We start from the raw sequence: 17,354 nt of genomic DNA, 5'->3' as shown, positions 1-17,354 counted from the left end.
CGCCTCTCACCCGGGTGGCGCGACCCGGGTGTCGGGGGTCAGGAGCCGGTCGGTGTCAGCGGGTCGCTTCGGGGACGGACCGTCCCGGCCTGCCCGCGACCAGGTAGGCGGCGACTGCCAGCGTGCTGGTGCACAGCATGACGATCGCGGCGGGGACGGCGGTGTGCTCGCCGGCGATGCTCACCAGCGGTGAGACCGCTGCGGCGACGCCGAACTGGAGGGCGCCCAGCACGGCCGAGGCGGTCCCGGCGGCTCGCGGCGCCGCGCCGAGCGCCAAGGCGGTGACGTTGCCGAAGACCAGGCCCATGCTGCCGACGATCACGAGCAGCGGGAGGGCCAGCCATCCGGCGGGGACGCCCGACAGCGACAGTGCCAGCAGCACGACCGTGGCGATGGAGATCGACGCGACGCCGACCGCCGCCACCCTGCGCACCTCGACCCGCGACGCCAGTCGCGCCGACAGTGCGCTCATCGCCAGCAGCGCAAGCGCATTCACACCGAACATCGCCCCGTACTGACCGGCGCTGAGACCCATCATGGTCTGGTAGATGAACGGTGAGGCCGAGATGTAGGCCATCATCGTCGCGAAGGCGCCGCAGAACGCGAGTGCGTGACCCAGATACGCCCTGCCGAGGAGGTCGCGCAGCGGGGATCCCAGCGTGGACCGTGACTCGCGCAATGCCGCGCGGCGGTGTTCGGTGTGGGTCTCGCGGACGACGAGGAGCACGGCGAGCAGCATCAGGGTGGACAGGACGAGGATGACCGCGAGCGCGCCGCGCCACCCGATCGGCCCGACCAGGAAGCCGCCGGCCAGCGGTGCGATCACCGGCGCGACACCGCCGACGATCATCATCAGGCTGAATGCCCGCGCCGCGGCCTTGCCGGTGGCGAGGTCGGCGATGATCGCGCGGCCGATCACCATGCCCGCGGCGCCTGCGACGCCCTGCGCGAAGCGGGCGCCGATCAGCACCTCCACGTTCGGCGCGAACACGGTTGCGGCACTGGCGAGTACGCACACCGCCGCGCCGGCGAGCATGGGTCGGACCCGGCCGTAGCGGTCGGACAGCGGGCCGAACAGCAGCTGTCCGACGGCCAGGCCGAGCAGGAAGGCGGTGAGCGTCAGCTGCACGGCGGTCGCGGACGTGTCGAGGTCGGCGACCATGGCCGGGAAGGCGGGGAGGTAGAGGTCCGTCGCGAAGGGTGCGACCGCCGACAGCAGGGCCAGCGTGACCAGCAGGGCCGGCGTGATCGCCTGGGTGGCGTTCGGCCCGGTCCGCGTGGGTGCGGGGTGGGCGTCGAGCGGGGTGTCCACGGGCACGGAACTCCTCGAGTAGTTATCAAAGGATATTTATTAGACTACAACCATTTTGCTAGGATGCACCAGATGAGCGCGAGCGACGATGATCACATCGACGGCAGGTACGCAGACCTGGCCGACGTCGTCCTGGCGCTCGCCCGCACCATCAGCGCGGACGCGCACGCCGACCCCGGGGTCGTCGACCTCACCGCGACGGAGATCAACGTGATGCGCTTCGTCGATCGCCATCCCGGTGCCTCGCCCAGCACCGTCGCGGCGGCCACCGGCCTGCATCGGAGCAATCTCAGTCGTGCGCTGCGCGACCTCGAGGCCAAGGGCATGATCGACCGGGTCGCCGACGCGGCCGACGGCAGGCAGGCCCGACTCGTCCCCACCGACCGGGCGGCGCGCAATCTCGCACGGCTGCGCGCGAGTTGGTCACGGCTGCTGTCCTCGGCGGGTGCCGACGACGACGACCTCGGGTCGGCCCTGCGCCTCCTGACCCGGCTCGAGACCGGGCTCGCGCGCTCAGCGCAGCGTGAAACCGGCGTCTAGCGGCCACGACGTCCCGGTGATGAACCGCCCCGAGTCCGACACCAGCCACGCCACCGCCGCCGCGATCTCCTCGGGTGCCACCAGGGCGATGGGCAACGCGTTCTGCTGGGTCCCGAGCCACGGGTCGTTGGCCGCGGCCAGCGCCATGGTCGCCTCGTTGAGGATCATGTCGGTGGCCACTCCGCTGGGGTGAATGGTGTTGACCCGGATGGAATGTGGCGCCAACTGCATGGCCCAGCCCTGCATGAGCGCCACGAGCGCGCGCTTGGACGCCGCGTACGCCTGCAGGCCCGGACGGTCGGTGCCGGACGCCTTGATCCCCTGGGTGGAACTCGTCAGCACGATCGATCCGCCGCGTCCGCCGTCGACCAGCGCGGGGATGCAGGCGTCCACGGTGTTCCACACGCCGACGAGGTTGACGTCGACGATCTCGCGGAACGTACTCCGTCGGTCGTCGGCGTCGGTGACGCGAATGATGCCCGCGTTGGCGATGACGACGTCGAGGCGGCCGAATTCGGCGAGTCCGTCGGCGACGACCGAGTCGACGGCGTCGACGTCGCGAACGTCCGCCTGCCGGGCCAGGATCCGCCGACCCAGGCGTTCGACGAGTTCCACGGTGGTCGCCAGGTCGTCGGCGGTCGCCCCGTGGTAGTCGGTGGAGTCGAACTCCGCGCAGACGTCGAGGGCGATGACGTCGGCGCCCTCGCCGGCCAGTCGCACCGCGTGCGCCCGACCCATGCCGCGGGCGGCACCGGTGACGAAGGCGACCTTGCCGTCGAGAGTGCCCGCCGTCACGACGGCCTCGGGAAGTCGACGTCCTTCGTGACGGACTCCCACTCGTCGATCGAGGCGGAGAACGCGGCGAGCTTGTCGCGCACCGCCTTCAGGACGTCGCGGCCGAGCAGCAGGCGCAGCGGCGGTTCGTCGAGCGTGGTCACCATCAGCACGGCCTCGGCCACCTTGCGTGGATCGCCGGGCAGGTGGTTGGCGAACTCCTTGATCAACGTCTTGCGGGCACCGACGTTCTCGTCGTAGGCGGAGATCGGGGTCGACGACTCCCACATGGACCGGGCGGCCCAGTCCGTGCGGAAGGCGCCCGGCTCGATGGCGGTGACCTTGATGCCCAGCGGCTCGACCTCCTGGGCCAGCGCTTCGGTGAGCGCCTCGAGCGCGAACTTCGTCGACGAGTAGTAGGCGTTGGGCGGATTGGCCACCAGACCCGTCATCGACGAGATGTTCACGATGTGCCCGGACCTTTGGGCGCGCATGCCGGGCAGCACGGCTTTGATCGTGTCGACGACCCCGAAGTAGTTGGTGTCGAACAGCTTCCGGACGAGATGGTCCTCGCCCTCCTCGATCGCCGACAGGTATCCGTTGCCGGCGTTGTTCACCAGCACGTCGATGCCGCCGAACGCGTCCTCGGCGGCGCGGACCGCCGCGGCGATCTGGCCGGAGTCCGTGACGTCGAGCGCGACGACGACGGCGCGGTCGCCGAAGTCGTCGGCGAAGTCCGACACCGACTCGGTCCGTCGTGCCGTCACCACCACGGAGTGACCGGCGTCCAGTGCGGCGCGCGCGATCTCGCGACCGATTCCGGTGGAGCATCCGGTGATCAACCAGCGGGCCATGTCAGGCCGTCCACTCGGGTAGGCGGCGCAGATAGGCCGCGCGACGGTCGGCCAGTTCGGTCTGCCGTTCGGACGGCGACACCCGGCGCAGGCCGGGCACGTCGCGCTCGAGGTCGTCGAGTCGGACCACTCGTCCGCGGGCACCCAGGTCCTCGGTCGGACCTTCCGGGCCGAACTCGGCCATCCGCAGCGTCAGGATCCCCTCGGTCATCCCGTCGGAGTCGATCCAGTTGGCGACGCCGGGGTCGGTGGGGGAGATGACGTAGGTGTACCCGCCGTCCTCGCCGGCGACCGACTGTGCCTTGTTGAGGCTGCCGGTGCGGTCGACGACGTCGAGCGTCGTGCCCCAGACGTTGCTCAGCGGGACCGTGAAGTACTCGGCGCCACCGTCGTGGACGTCGACGACGAACGCCTCTCCCGGAGCGAGGTCGAATCGTCCCATCACGTAGACCTGGTTGCGCATCGCGCCCACCGTGTCCGCCGACCACGCGAGGTCGAACTGGTTGGGCGCCATCTTGTACACGCCGTGGCTGAGCTTGCCGGTGAAGTTCGCGAAGTACGCCATCATGTCGGCGGTGGCGTCGGCCTGCTCGTCGACGGTGCGTGCCGGTCGAGTCGGTGCGCCACCCAGTCGACGAACCGACAGGTGGTTGGGGTCGTCGCGGCCCCAGTCGAGGAGGACGTCGCGGATGTAGAACTCGCGCGCCTCCGGCGTCGACTGGACGTGGTTCGGTCGATCGCCTGCGGGGTCGGAGTCCACGGTGACGGTGAAGCCGCCGTCGGAGTCGACCTCCATCGTCCGTCCGTCGAGGACCGCGACGGTACCCATGTTCGCGTCCCAGAGGGTGAAGTAGTTCTCGGTCATCCGGTGCTCGCCGACGCTGCCGTGGATCTCGTAGCGCTCGTCGCCGGAGATGGGGATCACGCGGTAGACGCTGTCGGGATTGTCTATGCCCCAGCGTGATCCGGGGATGCGACGGCCGTCCAGGGGGTGGCCCAGGCGGGTGATGCAGCTGACCTTGGGCCGCAGCTCGTCCTGATTGGACGACCAGACGGCCGCCGAGAACATGACCTCGGCGAACGCCGCGTCGAAGCACGACCGCATCTGGTCCGACGCCTTCGCCCGGCCCAGCCAGGTCTCGGCGACGCTGCGGTAGGCGGCCGTGACCGTCGGGTGCTCGATCAGTTCGAGCGCCGCGATCTCCTGCTCGTGCTGTGACGCCGTCGCGACCGGGTGATCGTCGTGCGGATTCATCGTCGTCTCCTCGAAGAGTGTGCAGCGGTGCGGAATCGGGCGTCGTAGGCGGTGAAGCGGTCGTCGATCATGCCGTCGGTGAGGCCGAAGTCCGATGCGGTGTACGGCGCTCTCGCGGGTTCGCGTGGCCGCTCCTCGAGCCACCGCCGCATCGCGGCCTCGGCCTCGGCGGTCAGGGGTACGCCGATCGCGTCGTAGACGCGGCGCACCTGACCGATCGGATCGGCGACGGCGTCGGCGAAATCGACGTCGGTGCATCGCCGGGCCTCGTCGGACCAGGCGTCGCGCGCTGCCATCGCGCGGTCGTTGGTCCAGGCCATGCGCCCGAGCCACTGCGCGCCGACGCGGTCGCGGTCGACGTGGTCGGAGTGCATGGCGTGCAGGGTCGCGTTCAGACCCGCGCCGGACGGGATGGTCTCGCGGGGATCGCGGTGCATGTGCACGACGTGCAGGTCGGGGAACCGTGTGCGCAGGGTGTCGAGGTAGCCGAGGTGCGCGGGAGACTTGAGCACCCAGCGCCGTGCGGTACCACACACTTGCTTCTTCTGCCACTGCAGGAATTGGAGCATCCGGTGCAGGTGGTCGTAGGCCGGCGTGAAGTCCTGCTCGTCGAGCCACGCGCGGTAGGTCGGCAGGTGCGCACCCGACTCGGGGACGTGGGACAGGAATGCGTCGGACAGGAAGACGATCTCCTCTTCGGGCTCCCTGGCGTACATGGGGTGTATGGCGAACAGTTCGGGGGCCATCTCCCGCGTCGTCGACTCGCGCTTCTCGCTGATGGCGATGCGGGGATCCTCCAGTCCGGACCACCGGTGGTCGAGCTTCGGGGCGACCTCGACGACCTCCCACCCGTACGCGCAGTGGAAGCGACGGTCGGCCGCGAGCAACCGCTGCAGCAGTGTGGTGCCGCTGCGCATCATGCCGACGACCACGACGGGCGCCACGATCCGCTCGTCGGCGATCTCGGGGTGACGCCGGAACCACTCCTGGGCGCGCAGTCGCATGCGCAGACCGTGGACCAGACCGGAGCGCAGGATGTGTCCGCCGACGTCGGTGAGGTCGGCGACCGTGTAGTCGTCGGTCAGCACCGACAGCGGCGTCTCGAAAACCGTTGTGCCGAAGTCTTCTAGGCCCTCCTTCGTCTGCGCGGCGTTCATCAGCGTCCGGGCGTCGAAGGGATGGCGCACGCGGTCAGAACTTCAGATGCCGGGTGGTGTCGCCGACCTGGTCGACGTACATGGTGCGGGAGTCGAACCACCAGGCGCCGTCGATGCGGTGGAACGTGTCGCGGTAGTGGCCGGTCACGATGATCTGAAGCGGCAGGTCCGGAGTCGCCTGTGTGACGCAGTAGTAGGCGCTGCCGTGCGCCGTCTCGAATCCCTCGTCGACGTAGATCTGGACGTTGCTGGTGAAGTGCTTGGTCTTCGGGGTGCCGTCGTCGTACAGCCGGGTCGCCATCTCGTACATCTGGCGTACGCGGGTGGTGCCCTCGAACACCGTCTCCGGCGGACCGTCCTCCATGCCGCAGATCCGGCCGTGCGCGAACAGTTCCGCCACCCCGTCGAGGTCGCCCGCGTCGATTCTGTCGGCGTACCGGTACACCAGGTTCTCGATATCACGGGCGTGATCGGTCACGCTGCCCCCGCATCGACGTCGACGTCATTTGCCGTAGACAACCAGTCGACCTGACGGATGTCAACGGTGCGCGCGGGTCAGCCGGCGTCGCTCCTGTCGAGGACCCAGCGGATGCCGCCGACGAGCGTTCTGCCTGCGACGCGGACGGCGGTGGCTTCGACGGGGGGAAGGTAGGGCAGTCGCAGCGGTGCCCGGGCCCAGGCGGGCAGCATGGCCACCGAGGTCGCCGCCAGTACGCCGTAGGGGGGCCTGGCGAGCAGGGGCAGCGGCGGCGTCAGCAGCAGGAACTTCGCGGCGTCACGGGCGGCGGCGGTGCCGTGCAACTCGGGCCGGTAGTCGGCGATGCGTTGCTGCAATTCCCGCTCGGTGCGCGGCGGGTCGGGCACCCCGAGAGCCTCGGCGACGCGGGAGGTGTCCGCCACGTACCCGTCGCGCCCCTGCTGATCGAGCGGGTTGGCCCCGTACCGCTGGTGGGCCAGCAGGAAGCTGTCGATCTCCGCGATGTGCACCCACTCCAGGAGGTGGGGGTCGGACGCGTCGTACGGACGTCCATCGGCGGCGATGCCGCGCACCCGGTGGTGGATGCCGCGCACCTTGTCGACGGCGCGCTGCGCGTCCGACGCGGGCCCGAACGTCGTGACGGCGAGGAAGGTACTCGTGCGCTGCAGCCGTCCCCACGGATCGCCGCGGTAGTCGGAGTGGCCCGCGACGCCCGCCATCGCCAACGGGTGCAGCGACTGCAGGAGCAGCGCGCGCAGTCCGCCGACGAACATGGAGGCGTCGCCGTGCACCCGCCGAATCGGGCGGTCGTCGTCGAACCAGCGGGGACCGGGGGTGTCGTGGATGCGGGCGCGGTTGGCCGGGCCGTCGGGGCCGGCGACCATGCCGAACAGCCGCTGGCTCAACCCCTCGCGCACACTGGTCAAACCGGGCAGGGTCACGTATTCGACAGTACGCGCGCGGTTGCCGGGTGGGACGTCGGTCGCGCCTCAGCCGTACCGCGTCGCCAGCGTCCTGCGGTGCTCGGCCGGTGACCCGTAGAGGGATCGATTGAGCGTGGCGCGCTTGAGGTAGACGTGCACGCCGCTCTCCCAGGTGTAGCCGATTCCGCCGTGCAACTGCATGGCCTTGCCGACGACGTCGACCGCCATCGACGTCGCGTAGGACTTCGCCATCGCGCTGGACGTCGACGCATCCCGCCCGGTGGCCAGGTCCGCGGCAGCCGCCGCCACGAGCTGCCGGGCCACGGCGATCTGAACCAGCATGTCCGCGCAGGCGTGCTTGACCGCCTGGAAGGATCCGATCGGTCGGCCGAACTGGTGGCGCACGCTGGTGTAGTCGACGGTCCGCGCCAGCATGGCCTCCGCAAGTCCGAGGCTGTCGCAGGCCACGGCCACGGCGGCGCGCTGCAGGATGACCCGACCACCGTCCGGCAGTGGCCACGACTGCGCTATCCGGGACCCGTCGGCGATGACGGCGGCGAGCCGGCGGGTCTCGTCCACGACGGGCTGCGGCGCGACGTCGACACCCGTCGCGATCATCACGGCGTCGCCGCCGACCAGCAGCAGGTGGTCGGCGCCGTCCGCATCGGGCACGAACTCCGCCCTGCCGGAGACGACGCCACCGTCCGCGATGAAACCCGTGGCGACCGAGGCGGTCTCACCCGCCGCGAGCCGCTCGAGGAGGTCGTCACGTGAGTCGGTGGGGGACAGCTGGGCCAGGACGCCCATCGCCAGCGTCGACCCGAGGTAGCGGGTGTCGGCGGCGGCGCGGCCCAGTTCCTCGAGGACGATGGCGGTCTCGACGAAGGACGCGCCCGAGCCGCCCCGGTCCTCGGGCGCCTCCAGGCCGGTCCACCCTGCGTCGACCACCCGGCGCCAGTCCGGCGTGCCGTGGGAGAGGACGTCGCGTGCCACCGCACGCAACTCGTCGTGGAGGTCACCGAAGTCGGTCACGTCGCCACCGGATCCCGCGGCAGCCCGAGGCCGCGTTCGGCGATGATCGTCCGCTGGATCTCGCTGGCCCCGCCGGGAATCGTCCACTCCCACGAGCCGATGAAGTCGAGCACCCAGGCGCCCGATTCCCAGCCGCTCGACATGGGCTTGGTCAGCACGGCGTGGGCGTCGAGCCCGCCGATCTGGACGCCGAAGTCGGTCATCCGTTGCAGCAGTTCGCTGTAGAACAGTTTGACGATCGACGGGTCCGCCGGCCCCACCGCGCCGCCGTCGTGTCCCTCGACGACGTCGCGGCACAACCCGCGAAGACCGCTGATCTCGATCTCGAGGCGGGCCAGTCCGTCGCACACCACCGCGTCGTCGAGGGGTCGGGTTCCGTCGGCACGCGTCCGGCCGCATTCCTCGACGAGCCACCGGAAGCCCGCGTTGCCGAGCCGCTCCGCCAGTTCCAGCATCGTCATGCCGCGCTCGGCGCCCAGCGTCGCCTGCGCCACCTGCCAGCCGCCGTTCTCGGTGCCGATGAGGTTGGCCTCGGGAACGACGACGTCGTCGAAGAAGACCTCGCAGAAGTGCGAATCGCCCACGGCGTTGCGGATCGGCCGGACGTCGATACCGGGTGATGCCATGTCCAGCAGAAAGTACGAGATGCCCTTGCGCTTCGGGGCATCCGGGTCGGTGCGAGCGAGCAGCAGGCACCAGTCGGCGTGCATGCCGCCGCTGGCCCAGAGCTTCTGCCCGTTGACGACGAACGCGTCGCCGTCTCGTCGGGCCGTGGTGCGCAGCGCCGCGAGGTCGGATCCCGCCTCGGGTTCGGAGAAGCCCTGCACCCAGATCTCGCCGTCGAGAATGGCAGGCAGGTGCCTGCGGCGCTGCTCGTCGGTGCCCGCCACCAGCAGCGTCGAGGCCGCGTGGTGGATGCCCACGAACGCCAACACGAGCCGCGGCGCATCGTGGGCGGCGAGTTCCTGGTACAGCACGATCTGTCGTCCGACGGACATCCCGCCGCCCCACTCGGCCGGCCAGTGCGGGACCGCGAAATCCGCGGCGTGCAACTGGGCGAACCAGTCCTTCTGGAAGGCGACGAACCGTTCGTCCGTCGCGCCGGTCTGGGCCGTACGCCACTCGGCGGGAACGTGTTCCGCGCACCACTGCCGCACGTGGGCGCGGAACTCCGCCAGGTCCTCGGTGTCTTGCTCTTCGCGCGAGCGCTCATCGGTGCTCACCGCGCGGCCTCCCGTTCCGGGGTGTACAGGCCGGCCAGCCCACGCCGGTCGATGCGCGCGGTCAACTGGTCGCGGGTCGCCGACAGGCCGAACGGTAGGCGCCGCGGCGGCTGGCTGTAGCGCGACAACCACGACAGGGTGGTTTCGTCGCAGAACCCGACGGCGCCGTGCAGTTGGTGCGTCACGCGGAACACGATCTCGGCGGCCTCGAGTGCGGCCATCCGCAGAGCGAGGGCGTCGTCCAGGGCGTCGGGGCTGCCGGTGCCGACGCTCCACAGCGTGTACTTGGCGAGCACGTCCAGACCCGCCCGCTCGACCTCCGCGTCGGTCAACTGGAACTGGACGCTCTGGAACCGCGCGAGCGGCTGGCCGAACTGCTGGCGCATCTGGACATGGGCGATGGTGAGGTCGATGGCCCGGTCCAGCATCCCCAGCAGCGTCCAGCACGGCAACGTCAGCGCCAGGGGCAGATCCGAGATGCCATCGGCGTCCAGCGGCTCCAGGTCGAGGGTGCTGACGAACGCCGGTCCGGGATCCGACACGCCGGTCACGCGATGCCGCGTGCCGTCGGAAGCGACTGCGATCCAACGACCTTCGAGGCCGCCGATCGCCGCCGACGGCCGCGTCGAGGACACCACCAGCAGACCGTCGGCGTCGAGCCCCGTCGGCACGGCGAGCCGTTCGGCGACCGGGTAGGGCAGCGCCCAGTAGCCCGCGCTGCGACAGAGGGCGGCGGCGGCCTCGAGGGAATCCGCGTCCTGCGCCGGTTCGAGGTCCCACGCCCCGAGGTCGGCGAGCACCGGTCCGGCGAGCGCCTCGCGCGCAGTGGGATCCACTTCGGCACGCTGGAGCAGGTCGTCGCCACCGGCGGCCTCGAAGGCACGCCGCGCCGCGACGCCGAACTCGATGGCTTCGGGGCTGAGGTCGACGTTCATCGTGCCGCCAACAGGTTTCGGGAAAGCAGAATCCGCTGCATCTCGATGCTGCCCGAGGACACGGTGGAGGCCTGTGAGTACTTCCAGTGGTCCTCGACCTCGCGTCGGAACACCTCCGCGACACCGGCCGTCGTGACGGGCAGGTCGGCGGCGATCTCCGTCAGGACCTCGGCGCTGTCCTGATCGAGCTTGGTCACCGCGATCCGGTAGGCCGCCGCGTCGGTCGGCGTCACCCGACCGGTCGCCTGCAGTGAGACGACGCGGTAGGCGAGGAGGCGGGCCCGGCGACAGTGGGTCAGCATCCGTGCCCATCGGCCGCGGAGTTCGGCGGGCAGCGAGTCCCACCGGTCGCCGAGCGCGCCGGGCGCCATGTGCAGCAGGCGTTCACAGCGCGCGTAGCGGGCGATCCCCACGCGTTCGAAGGCGAGCACGTTCTGCACGATCGACCACCCGTCGTCGACGGTGCCGAGGACGTCGGCCTCCGTCACGCGTAGGTCGTCGAAGAACACCTCGTTGAGATGGTGCGGTCCCATCATGCATCCGATGGGGCGCACCGTGATCGCGGGATCGGACATCGGGACGAGGAAGATCGTCAGCCCCTGCTGCTTCTTCTCCCCGCGGGTGGTGCGGGCCAGCAGGAAGCACCACTGCGCCATGGTCGCGTAGGAGGTCCAGATCTTCTGTCCGTTGATCCGCCAGCCGTCGCCGTCCCGCGTGGCGGTGGTGCGCAGCGACGCGAGATCCGAACCCGCCTCCGGCTCGCTGAAGCCCTGGCACCAGATCACCTCCCCGCGTGCGATCGGTGGCAGGTGGGTGCGCTGCTGCTCTGCGGTGCCGTGGCGCATCAGGGTGGGGCCGACCCAGTTGACGCCCATGTACTGCGCGCCGCGTGGTTCGTGGTGGGCCCACATCTCCTCGCGGACGACCGTCTGCTCCCATGCCGACGAACCGCGTCCACCGAACTCCGGCGGCCACGACATGCACAGCAGCTCCCGCTCGGCGAGCAGCCGGCAGAACGCCTGTGCCGTCTCGAGATCGGCGGGGTCCGAGGTGAAGGCGCCCAGGAAGTCGTCCGGCACGTGCTCGCGCACCAGGTCGCGAAGCTCACCGCGCAGCGTCGTCGCAGCAGCGGTCATTTCGAAGTCCACGGCTCGATCGTAGGGCAATCCTTATAAGGATTGCTAGCATTGGATCATGACGCCTCCAGGGCACACCCCGCAGCAGCGGATCGCCGAGACGGTCGCGGCCGAGTTGCGGGAGCGCATCCTCGGCGGATCCGACGCCGATCGGCTGCCCACCCAGGACCAGTTGGTCAGGGAGTTCGGGGTCAGCTACCCGTCGGTGCGGGAGGCGTTGCGAATACTGGAGACCGAAGGCCTCGTCACGGTGCGCCGGGGCAGCGTCGGTGGCGCCGAGGTGCACCGTCCCGACCAATCGTCGGCCGCCTACCACCTGGGCCTGGTGCTGCAGGGCGCCCGCGTGACCCTGGGGGATCTCGCCGAGGGTCTGCTGCGGCTCGAACCGCTGTCGGCCGCGGAGGTGGCGCGTCGGCCGGATCGGATGACGGCGGTGGTGCCGGTGCTGCTGGCCAACGTCGAGGCGTCGGCGGAGGCGGTGTCCGACGGCGTCGCCTTCACCCGTACCGCGCGCGAGTTCCACGATCTGCTGGTGGCATTCACGCCCAACGACACCATCCGCTACGTCGTGCGGAGTCTGGTCGCACTGTGGTCGGCGCAGGAGCAGCAGTGGGCTGCCCTGGTCACCCGCCGCGGCGAGTATCCGTCACCAGCGGAGGCTCGGGGCGCGGTACGCACCCACCGGAGGTTGGTCGAGGAGATCGCCGCAGGACGTGCCGACGAGGTGCAGCGCCTCGTCCGGCGGCATCTCGCGGCGACGCAGGCGGTCCTGCTCGAACGCTTCGCCGGTGACGTCGTCGCGGCCAGCCCCGCCAGGACCGCGCGGGTCCGCGCCTGATCGACTCGAGTCAGTCGCTCGCGGGCAGCGGCTTGGCTTCCTTGATGGACAGGGGCGTCGTGCCGATGCTGAGGGTGCCCTTGCCCGCCTTGGTCACCAGCACCTCGGCGCCGCCGTCGTCGACGTAGCGCTTGCCCATCAGGTTGCCGCCGGCCAACGAATCGTCCAGCGACAGAGCGGCGTCGGCGTCGTCCCCGATCGGAATCATGGGCGCGCCCCCCGCCCGCAGGTCGTCGAGGCCGTCGGCGCTGCGCACCACGATCACCTGGGTGTCGCAGACCTGGCTCTGCAAGCGGCTGCCGTTCTTGATCACAGTGACTCCTTCGTCGTCGCGTTCAGTTCACCGACCAGATCGCGGCGCAACACCTTGCCGGTCGCATTGGTGGGCAGCTCGTCGCGGAACACCACCCGGTCGGGGGTGCGGCTGCCACGCAGTTGGGCGCGGACGTGGGCCCGCAGGTCGTCGACGTCGGGATCGGCGCCCGGCTGCGGGACGACGACGGCGACGATGATCTGACCCCACTCGGGATCGTCGGCGCCCACCACCGCGCAGTCCCGTACGTGCGGATGCTCGACGAGGACGTCCTCGATCTCGGCCGGCGCGATGTTCTCCCCGCCGCGGATGATGGTGTCGTCCGAGCGGCCGCCGATGAACAGGTAGCCGTCCGCGTCGAGATGGGCGACGTCCCTGGTGGGGAACCAGCCGTTCTCGTCGAGCACCGAGCCGACCCCGGTGTAGCGGCCGGACACCTGCTCGCCGCGCACGAAGAGTTCGCCCGGCTCGCCGGCGCCGAGCACGGTGCCGTCCTCACCGCGAATCTGCACCTCGATGCCGGGAACGGGCTGGCCGACGGATCCGAGCCGGCGGATTGCCGCGTCGTCGGCGGCCGACAGGGCGGCGCGGTGGTCGTCGGGGGTCAGGACGGCGATGGTCGAACTCGTCTCGGTCAGGCCGTAGGCGTTGACGAAGCCGACGTCGGGCAGCAGCGAGAGCGCCCTGCGAACCAGGGGGAGCGCGACCTTGGAACCGCCGTAGGCAAGGGTGCGCAGCGACGGCAGCGCCACCTTGTCGGCGTCCAGGATGGTGACGATGCGGTCGAGCATGGTGGGTACCACGGTGGCCGAGGTGACGTTCTCGGTGCCGACCAGACGGATCCATTCGCCAGCGTCGAAGTTGGTGAGGTACACCATCTTCCGGCCTGCGTACAGGTTGGACAGCGCGGCGCTGACCCCGGCGATGTGATAGGGCGGGACGCAGATCAGCGCGGCGTCACCGGGATCGGCCGCGCCGAACTCGACGGTGCCGGTGATGTAGCTGGTGAGGTTCGCGTGCGTCAGCTCGACGGCCTTGGGAGTGCTCGTCGTCCCCGAGGTGAACAGCACCACCCCGACGGCGTCGGGATCGGCGAACTCGGCGACGGGCTCGGCCGTGCGCGCCCCGTCGAGGAACTCGGTGGAACCCAGCACGCGATAGCCGTCGCCGACGGCGTCGCGATACTCGTCGTCGACCACCACCAGGGGGTCGGGCAGCCGGTCGAGCAGGGCCCGCAGGCCATCGGCCGACAACCGGTAGTTCAGCGGGGTGACCGGGACGGCGGCGCGTGCGGACGCGAACAGCAGCAGCGGCAGCATGGCCCCGCCCGTGCCGACGTAGGCCACGTGCTGGGCGCCGGATCCGGTGATGATCCCCGCGCCACCGTCGGCCAACGTACTCAATTGCTCTGTGGTGAGCCGGATGTCGTCGGCCACCACCGCCGTCCGATCCGGATCGGACGAGGATGCCATCTCCAGCAGCAGCGAGATACTCATGACTTGTCCAGGAAGATATCCCACATGGGGTCGTCGCCACCGCCGTACGGGGACAGGTCGGTCACACCGGCGGCGGCGAGGACGTCGGCGTCGACGAAGCACTGGCCGTTCACCTCGGCGGCGGTCCTGGTGAGGATCGCGACCGCGGCGTCGGACATGACGTCGACGCTGCGCGACCGCGCGACGAGTTCGTCGCCCGCCCGAAGGTTGGTCACCGCCGACGTCGCGATGTAGGTCTGTGGCCACAGGCAGCTGAAACCGATGTCGCTCGTGGCGTACTCGCTCGCCCAGCCGAGCGACAGCAGGGTCATCCCGTACTTCGACAGGGTGTACGACGGATGTGCGCCCAGCCAGTGGGCACTGAGGTTGAGCGGCGGCGCAAGCGTCAGCACGTGGGCGTGGGGCGACCTCCGCAAGTGGGGCAGCGCAGCCTTCGTCAGGAGGAAGGTGCCACGGACGTTGACGTCCATCATCAGGTCGAACTTCTTCGCCGACAGGTTCTCGGTCGAGTCGGTGGCGATGGCACTGGCGTTGTTCACGACCACGTCGACGCCGCCGAAGCGTTCCACCGCCGCATCGACCGCACGTGCGACGTCCTCCTCGTTGCGGACGTCGCCGACGACGGCGAGGCCCTTGCCGCCGGCGGCCTCGACCTCGGCGACGGCGGTGTGGACGGTCCCGGGCAGCTTCGGATGGGGCTCGGACGTCTTGGCGAGCAGGACGACGTTGGCCCCGAGTCGCGCCGCACCGAGCCCGATGGCCAGGCCGATCCCACGGCTGCCGCCCGACACCACCACGGTCCGGTCGGCCAGCGGGTGCTGATCAGTCACGCGCGCTCACACCCCGCTCGTCGGTTCCCCGTCATGACCCCTCCTCGGTGGCATCGATGATACGCGAATGACAGTGGCATTCTCATTTTTGGCAAGTGTCATGCTCGCACATCCCACAGGTGTCCTGGTTAGCGGATACGAGACCTCGGACCGATCCGGCCCGGACGACGACCGATACCGCTCGATCCATGGTGTTTCCGCTGTGCGGTATTGGCATTCTCATTTTTAGCAAGTACGTTATCGACTGATGAACGACGCCGTCCGGACCCCGTCGGGTCTCCCACTGCAGCCCGTCTACGGTCCCTCCGACCGTTCGGGCGAGCCGCCGGCGCCCGGCGAATACCCCTTCACCCGCGGCAACTTCGCGTCCGGGTACCGCGGGAAGACGTGGACCTTCCGCCAGTATTCGGGCTTCGGGACCGCCGAGGAGTCGAACCAGCGATATCGCTATCTGCTCGGTCAGGGCGGCACGGGGCTGTCGGTCGCCCTGGACCTTCCCACGCAGTGCGGGTACGACTCCGACGACGCCGAGTACGGCGAGGAGGTCGGCCGGGTCGGCGTGGCCGTCGATACCCTCGCCGACGCCGAGATCCTGTTCGACGGCATCCCGCTCGATCAGATCAGCACCAGTTTCACCATCAACGGCACTGCCGCGATCCTGCTGGCCTTCTACGTGGCCGCCGCCGAGAAGAAGGGCGTGCCGCGGGAGAAGCTCACCGGCACGATCCAGAACGACATCCTCAAGGAGTACGCGTCCCGGGGGACCTGGATCTGGCCGCCGGAGCCGTCGCTGCGGCTCATCGCCGACACCATCGAGTTCTGCGCTGCCGAGGTCCCGCGGTTCAATGCGATCTCGGTGGCGGGAGCGCACTTCCGCGATGCCGGCGCCAACGCCATCCAGGAGATGGCGTTCACACTGGCCGACGGCGTAACCTATTGCGACACCGTCGTCGAGCGCGGCCGGATGACCATCGACAAGTTCGCGCCGCAGATCTCGTTCTTCTTCTACACCCACGGCGACTTCTTCGAGGAGATCGCCAAGTACCGGGCCGGACGGCGCCGCTGGGCCACGATCGTGCGGGAGCGGTACGGCTCCACCAGTGACAAGGCGTCGATGTTCCGGTTCGGCTGCGTCTCGGGTGGGGCGTCGCTGTATGCGCCGCAGGCCCAGAACAACCTGGTGCGCGTCGCCTACGAATCCCTGGCGTCGGTGCTCGGCGGCGTGCAGTCGATGTTCACCGCCGCCTGGGACGAGCCGTTCGCGCTCCCCAGCGAGGAGTCGGCGACGCTGGCACTGCGCACCCAGCAGATCCTCGCCTACGAGACGGGGGTGGCCAAGGTCGCAGATCCGCTCGGGGGGTCCTACTTCGTGGAGGCGCTCACCGACGCCACCGAGGAGAAGATCGTCGAGATCATGGCCGACCTCGAAGCGCACGGCGGCATGGTGCGCTGCATCGAGGACGGCTACCTGCAGGGCCTGATCGCCGACGAGGCCTACAAGATCCACCGCGAGGTCGAGTCCGGCGAGCGGCCCGTGGTGGGCGTCAACAAGTTCGTCGTCGACGAGCCGGCGCCCGACCTCGCCACCTACGAACTCGACGCCGAGGGTCGTGACCTCCAGCTCAAGCGGCTGGCCCGGGTGAAGGCCGAGCGCGACGACGTCGAGGTGAAGGATGCGCTTGCAGCGCTTGCCCGTTCGGCGGAAGGCGACGACAACCTGATGCACCGACTGATCGACTGCGCCAACGCGTACTGCACCGTCGGCGAGATGGTCACCACGTTGAAGTCAGTGTGGGGCGAGTTCCAGCAGCCGGTGGTGTTCTAGTGAGCGACACCGCCTCTCCGGCGCGCGTACTCGTCGCCAAGCCAGGCCTCGACGGACACGACCGTGGCGCGAAGATCGTCGCGCGCACGCTGCGCGACGCCGGCTTCGAGGTCATCTACACGGGTATCCGGCAGCGGATCGAGGACATCGTCTCCATCGCACTGCAGGAGGACGTCGCGCTGGTCGGGTTGTCGATCCTGTCGGGAGCGCACGTCGCGTTGACCGCACGGACCGTCGACGCCCTGCGGGCCGCCGACGCGGGCGACATCGCCGTCGTCGTGGGTGGCACGATTCCGGGCTCCGACGTGCAGAAGCTGCTCGATGCCGGTGCCGCAGCGGTGTTTCCGACCGGCACGCCGCTCGACACGCTGGTGAGCGACGTCCGGGCACTGACGGAGAAGGCGCGACGATGACCGGCCGATTGTGAGCCCAC

18 protein-coding genes are annotated in these 17,354 nt (G+C 69.9%); 4 read left to right on the top strand and 14 right to left on the bottom strand.

From position 1 onward, the window contains the following. Positions 1-55: 55 nt before the first annotated feature. On the bottom strand, positions 56-1,312 hold the full coding sequence (locus G6N64_RS25540) for a multidrug effflux MFS transporter (RefSeq protein ID WP_174267002.1): 1,257 nt from the start codon (positions 1,310-1,312) through the stop codon (positions 56-58). Positions 1,313-1,384: 72 nt separating this feature from the next. On the opposite strand from G6N64_RS25540, the gene G6N64_RS25535 reads away from it, so the two are divergent. Beyond that, entirely contained in the window at positions 1,385-1,852 is a 468-nt protein-coding gene (locus G6N64_RS25535; RefSeq protein ID WP_163800603.1) for a MarR family winged helix-turn-helix transcriptional regulator, read from the top strand. Here G6N64_RS25535 and G6N64_RS25530 read toward each other — a convergent pair. The 10 genes from G6N64_RS25530 to G6N64_RS25485 all read right to left on the bottom strand — a co-directional run bounded on the left by G6N64_RS25530 (position 1,826) and on the right by G6N64_RS25485 (position 11,619). Continuing rightward, a complete protein-coding gene (locus G6N64_RS25530) occupies positions 1,826-2,647 on the bottom strand; it encodes a mycofactocin-coupled SDR family oxidoreductase (protein ID WP_163800602.1) in 822 nt (273 codons plus the stop codon). The genes G6N64_RS25535 and G6N64_RS25530 overlap by 27 nt on opposite strands. Next, the gene (locus G6N64_RS25525) at positions 2,644-3,480 is read right to left on the bottom strand and encodes an oxidoreductase (protein WP_163800601.1); all 837 of its coding nucleotides are present in this window, start codon (positions 3,478-3,480) and stop codon (positions 2,644-2,646) included. Before G6N64_RS25525 ends, G6N64_RS25530 begins: the two co-directional genes overlap by 4 nt. 1 nt (position 3,481) lies before the next feature. Further along, positions 3,482-4,735, bottom strand: coding sequence for a hypothetical protein (locus tag G6N64_RS25520; RefSeq protein WP_163800600.1), 1,254 nt, complete (start codon positions 4,733-4,735; stop codon positions 3,482-3,484). Then, positions 4,732-5,922 (bottom strand): sulfotransferase family protein, encoded by a 1,191-nt coding sequence (locus G6N64_RS25515; RefSeq protein ID WP_246230798.1) that lies wholly within the window; start codon positions 5,920-5,922, stop codon positions 4,732-4,734. The genes G6N64_RS25520 and G6N64_RS25515 overlap by 4 nt, the downstream gene beginning before the upstream one ends. 4 nt (positions 5,923-5,926) lie before the next feature. Beyond that, the gene (locus G6N64_RS25510) at positions 5,927-6,370 is read right to left on the bottom strand and encodes a nuclear transport factor 2 family protein (RefSeq protein WP_163800599.1); all 444 of its coding nucleotides are present in this window, start codon (positions 6,368-6,370) and stop codon (positions 5,927-5,929) included. 77 nt (positions 6,371-6,447) lie between these two features. Further along, positions 6,448-7,254, bottom strand: a complete 807-nt coding sequence (locus G6N64_RS25505) for an oxygenase MpaB family protein (RefSeq protein WP_163802117.1) — start codon at positions 7,252-7,254, stop codon at positions 6,448-6,450. A 105-nt stretch (positions 7,255-7,359) separates the two neighbouring features. Next, a complete protein-coding gene (locus G6N64_RS25500; RefSeq protein WP_163800598.1) occupies positions 7,360-8,325 on the bottom strand; it encodes an acyl-CoA dehydrogenase family protein in 966 nt (321 codons plus the stop codon). Next, positions 8,322-9,548: an acyl-CoA dehydrogenase family protein gene (locus G6N64_RS25495; RefSeq protein WP_163800597.1), complete on the bottom strand. Its 1,227-nt coding sequence runs from the start codon at positions 9,546-9,548 to the stop codon at positions 8,322-8,324. Before G6N64_RS25495 ends, G6N64_RS25500 begins: the two co-directional genes overlap by 4 nt. Then, on the bottom strand, positions 9,545-10,483 hold the full coding sequence (locus G6N64_RS25490) for an acyl-CoA dehydrogenase family protein (RefSeq protein WP_163800596.1): 939 nt from the start codon (positions 10,481-10,483) through the stop codon (positions 9,545-9,547). The genes G6N64_RS25495 and G6N64_RS25490 overlap by 4 nt, the downstream gene beginning before the upstream one ends. After that, on the bottom strand, positions 10,480-11,619 hold the full coding sequence (locus tag G6N64_RS25485) for an acyl-CoA dehydrogenase family protein (RefSeq protein ID WP_174267001.1): 1,140 nt from the start codon (positions 11,617-11,619) through the stop codon (positions 10,480-10,482). Before G6N64_RS25485 ends, G6N64_RS25490 begins: the two co-directional genes overlap by 4 nt. Positions 11,620-11,677: 58 nt before the next feature. Between G6N64_RS25485 and G6N64_RS25480 the strand changes: the two genes are divergently transcribed. Further along, the gene (locus G6N64_RS25480; protein WP_163800594.1) at positions 11,678-12,457 is read left to right on the top strand and encodes a FadR/GntR family transcriptional regulator; all 780 of its coding nucleotides are present in this window, start codon (positions 11,678-11,680) and stop codon (positions 12,455-12,457) included. Positions 12,458-12,467: 10 nt separating this feature from the next. On the opposite strand, the gene G6N64_RS25475 is transcribed toward G6N64_RS25480, so the two are convergent. From G6N64_RS25475 to G6N64_RS25465, 3 genes are read right to left on the bottom strand one after another with little or no spacing between them, the layout of a single operon-like run. Next, positions 12,468-12,770, bottom strand: a complete 303-nt coding sequence (locus G6N64_RS25475; protein WP_163800593.1) for a hypothetical protein — start codon at positions 12,768-12,770, stop codon at positions 12,468-12,470. Then, positions 12,767-14,266, bottom strand: a complete 1,500-nt coding sequence (locus G6N64_RS25470; RefSeq protein ID WP_163800592.1) for a class I adenylate-forming enzyme family protein — start codon at positions 14,264-14,266, stop codon at positions 12,767-12,769. The genes G6N64_RS25475 and G6N64_RS25470 overlap by 4 nt, the downstream gene beginning before the upstream one ends. Next, complete coding sequence (locus G6N64_RS25465; RefSeq protein ID WP_163800591.1) at positions 14,263-15,096, bottom strand: SDR family oxidoreductase; 834 nt, start codon at positions 15,094-15,096, stop codon at positions 14,263-14,265. Before G6N64_RS25465 ends, G6N64_RS25470 begins: the two co-directional genes overlap by 4 nt. Positions 15,097-15,343: 247 nt before the next feature. Between G6N64_RS25465 and G6N64_RS25460 the strand changes: the two genes are divergently transcribed. Both G6N64_RS25460 and G6N64_RS25455 read left to right on the top strand, forming a co-directional pair. Continuing rightward, positions 15,344-16,921, top strand: coding sequence for a methylmalonyl-CoA mutase family protein (locus tag G6N64_RS25460; protein WP_163800590.1), 1,578 nt, complete (start codon positions 15,344-15,346; stop codon positions 16,919-16,921). Further along, positions 16,921-17,334: a cobalamin B12-binding domain-containing protein gene (locus G6N64_RS25455; protein WP_163800589.1), complete on the top strand. Its 414-nt coding sequence runs from the start codon at positions 16,921-16,923 to the stop codon at positions 17,332-17,334. Before G6N64_RS25460 ends, G6N64_RS25455 begins: the two co-directional genes overlap by 1 nt. Positions 17,335-17,354: the final 20 nt, after the last annotated feature.

Source organism: Mycolicibacterium sediminis, assembly GCF_010731735.1.
Lineage (GTDB): Bacteria > Actinomycetota > Actinomycetes > Mycobacteriales > Mycobacteriaceae > Mycobacterium > Mycobacterium sediminis.
Note: the sequence above shows the minus strand (reverse complement) of the source record. Positions and strands in the feature narration are given on the sequence as shown.

Excerpts from the sequence above, each read along its gene's own strand:
- G6N64_RS25535 (WP_163800603.1), top strand. The coding sequence starts at position 1,385 with ATGAGCGCGAGCGACGATGATCACATCGACGGCAGGTACGCAGACCTG.
- G6N64_RS25525 (WP_163800601.1), bottom strand. The coding sequence starts at position 3,480 with ATGGCCCGCTGGTTGATCACCGGATGCTCCACCGGAATCGGTCGCGAG.
- G6N64_RS25520 (WP_163800600.1), bottom strand. The coding sequence starts at position 4,735 with ATGAATCCGCACGACGATCACCCGGTCGCGACGGCGTCACAGCACGAG.
- G6N64_RS25505 (WP_163802117.1), bottom strand. The coding sequence starts at position 7,254 with ATGGTCGCCGGCCCCGACGGCCCGGCCAACCGCGCCCGCATCCACGAC.
- G6N64_RS25490 (WP_163800596.1), bottom strand. The coding sequence starts at position 10,483 with ATGAACGTCGACCTCAGCCCCGAAGCCATCGAGTTCGGCGTCGCGGCG.
- G6N64_RS25485 (WP_174267001.1), bottom strand. The coding sequence starts at position 11,619 with ATGACCGCTGCTGCGACGACGCTGCGCGGTGAGCTTCGCGACCTGGTG.
- G6N64_RS25480 (WP_163800594.1), top strand. The coding sequence starts at position 11,678 with ATGACGCCTCCAGGGCACACCCCGCAGCAGCGGATCGCCGAGACGGTC.
- G6N64_RS25470 (WP_163800592.1), bottom strand. The coding sequence starts at position 14,266 with ATGAGTATCTCGCTGCTGCTGGAGATGGCATCCTCGTCCGATCCGGAT.
- G6N64_RS25460 (WP_163800590.1), top strand. The coding sequence starts at position 15,344 with ATGAACGACGCCGTCCGGACCCCGTCGGGTCTCCCACTGCAGCCCGTC.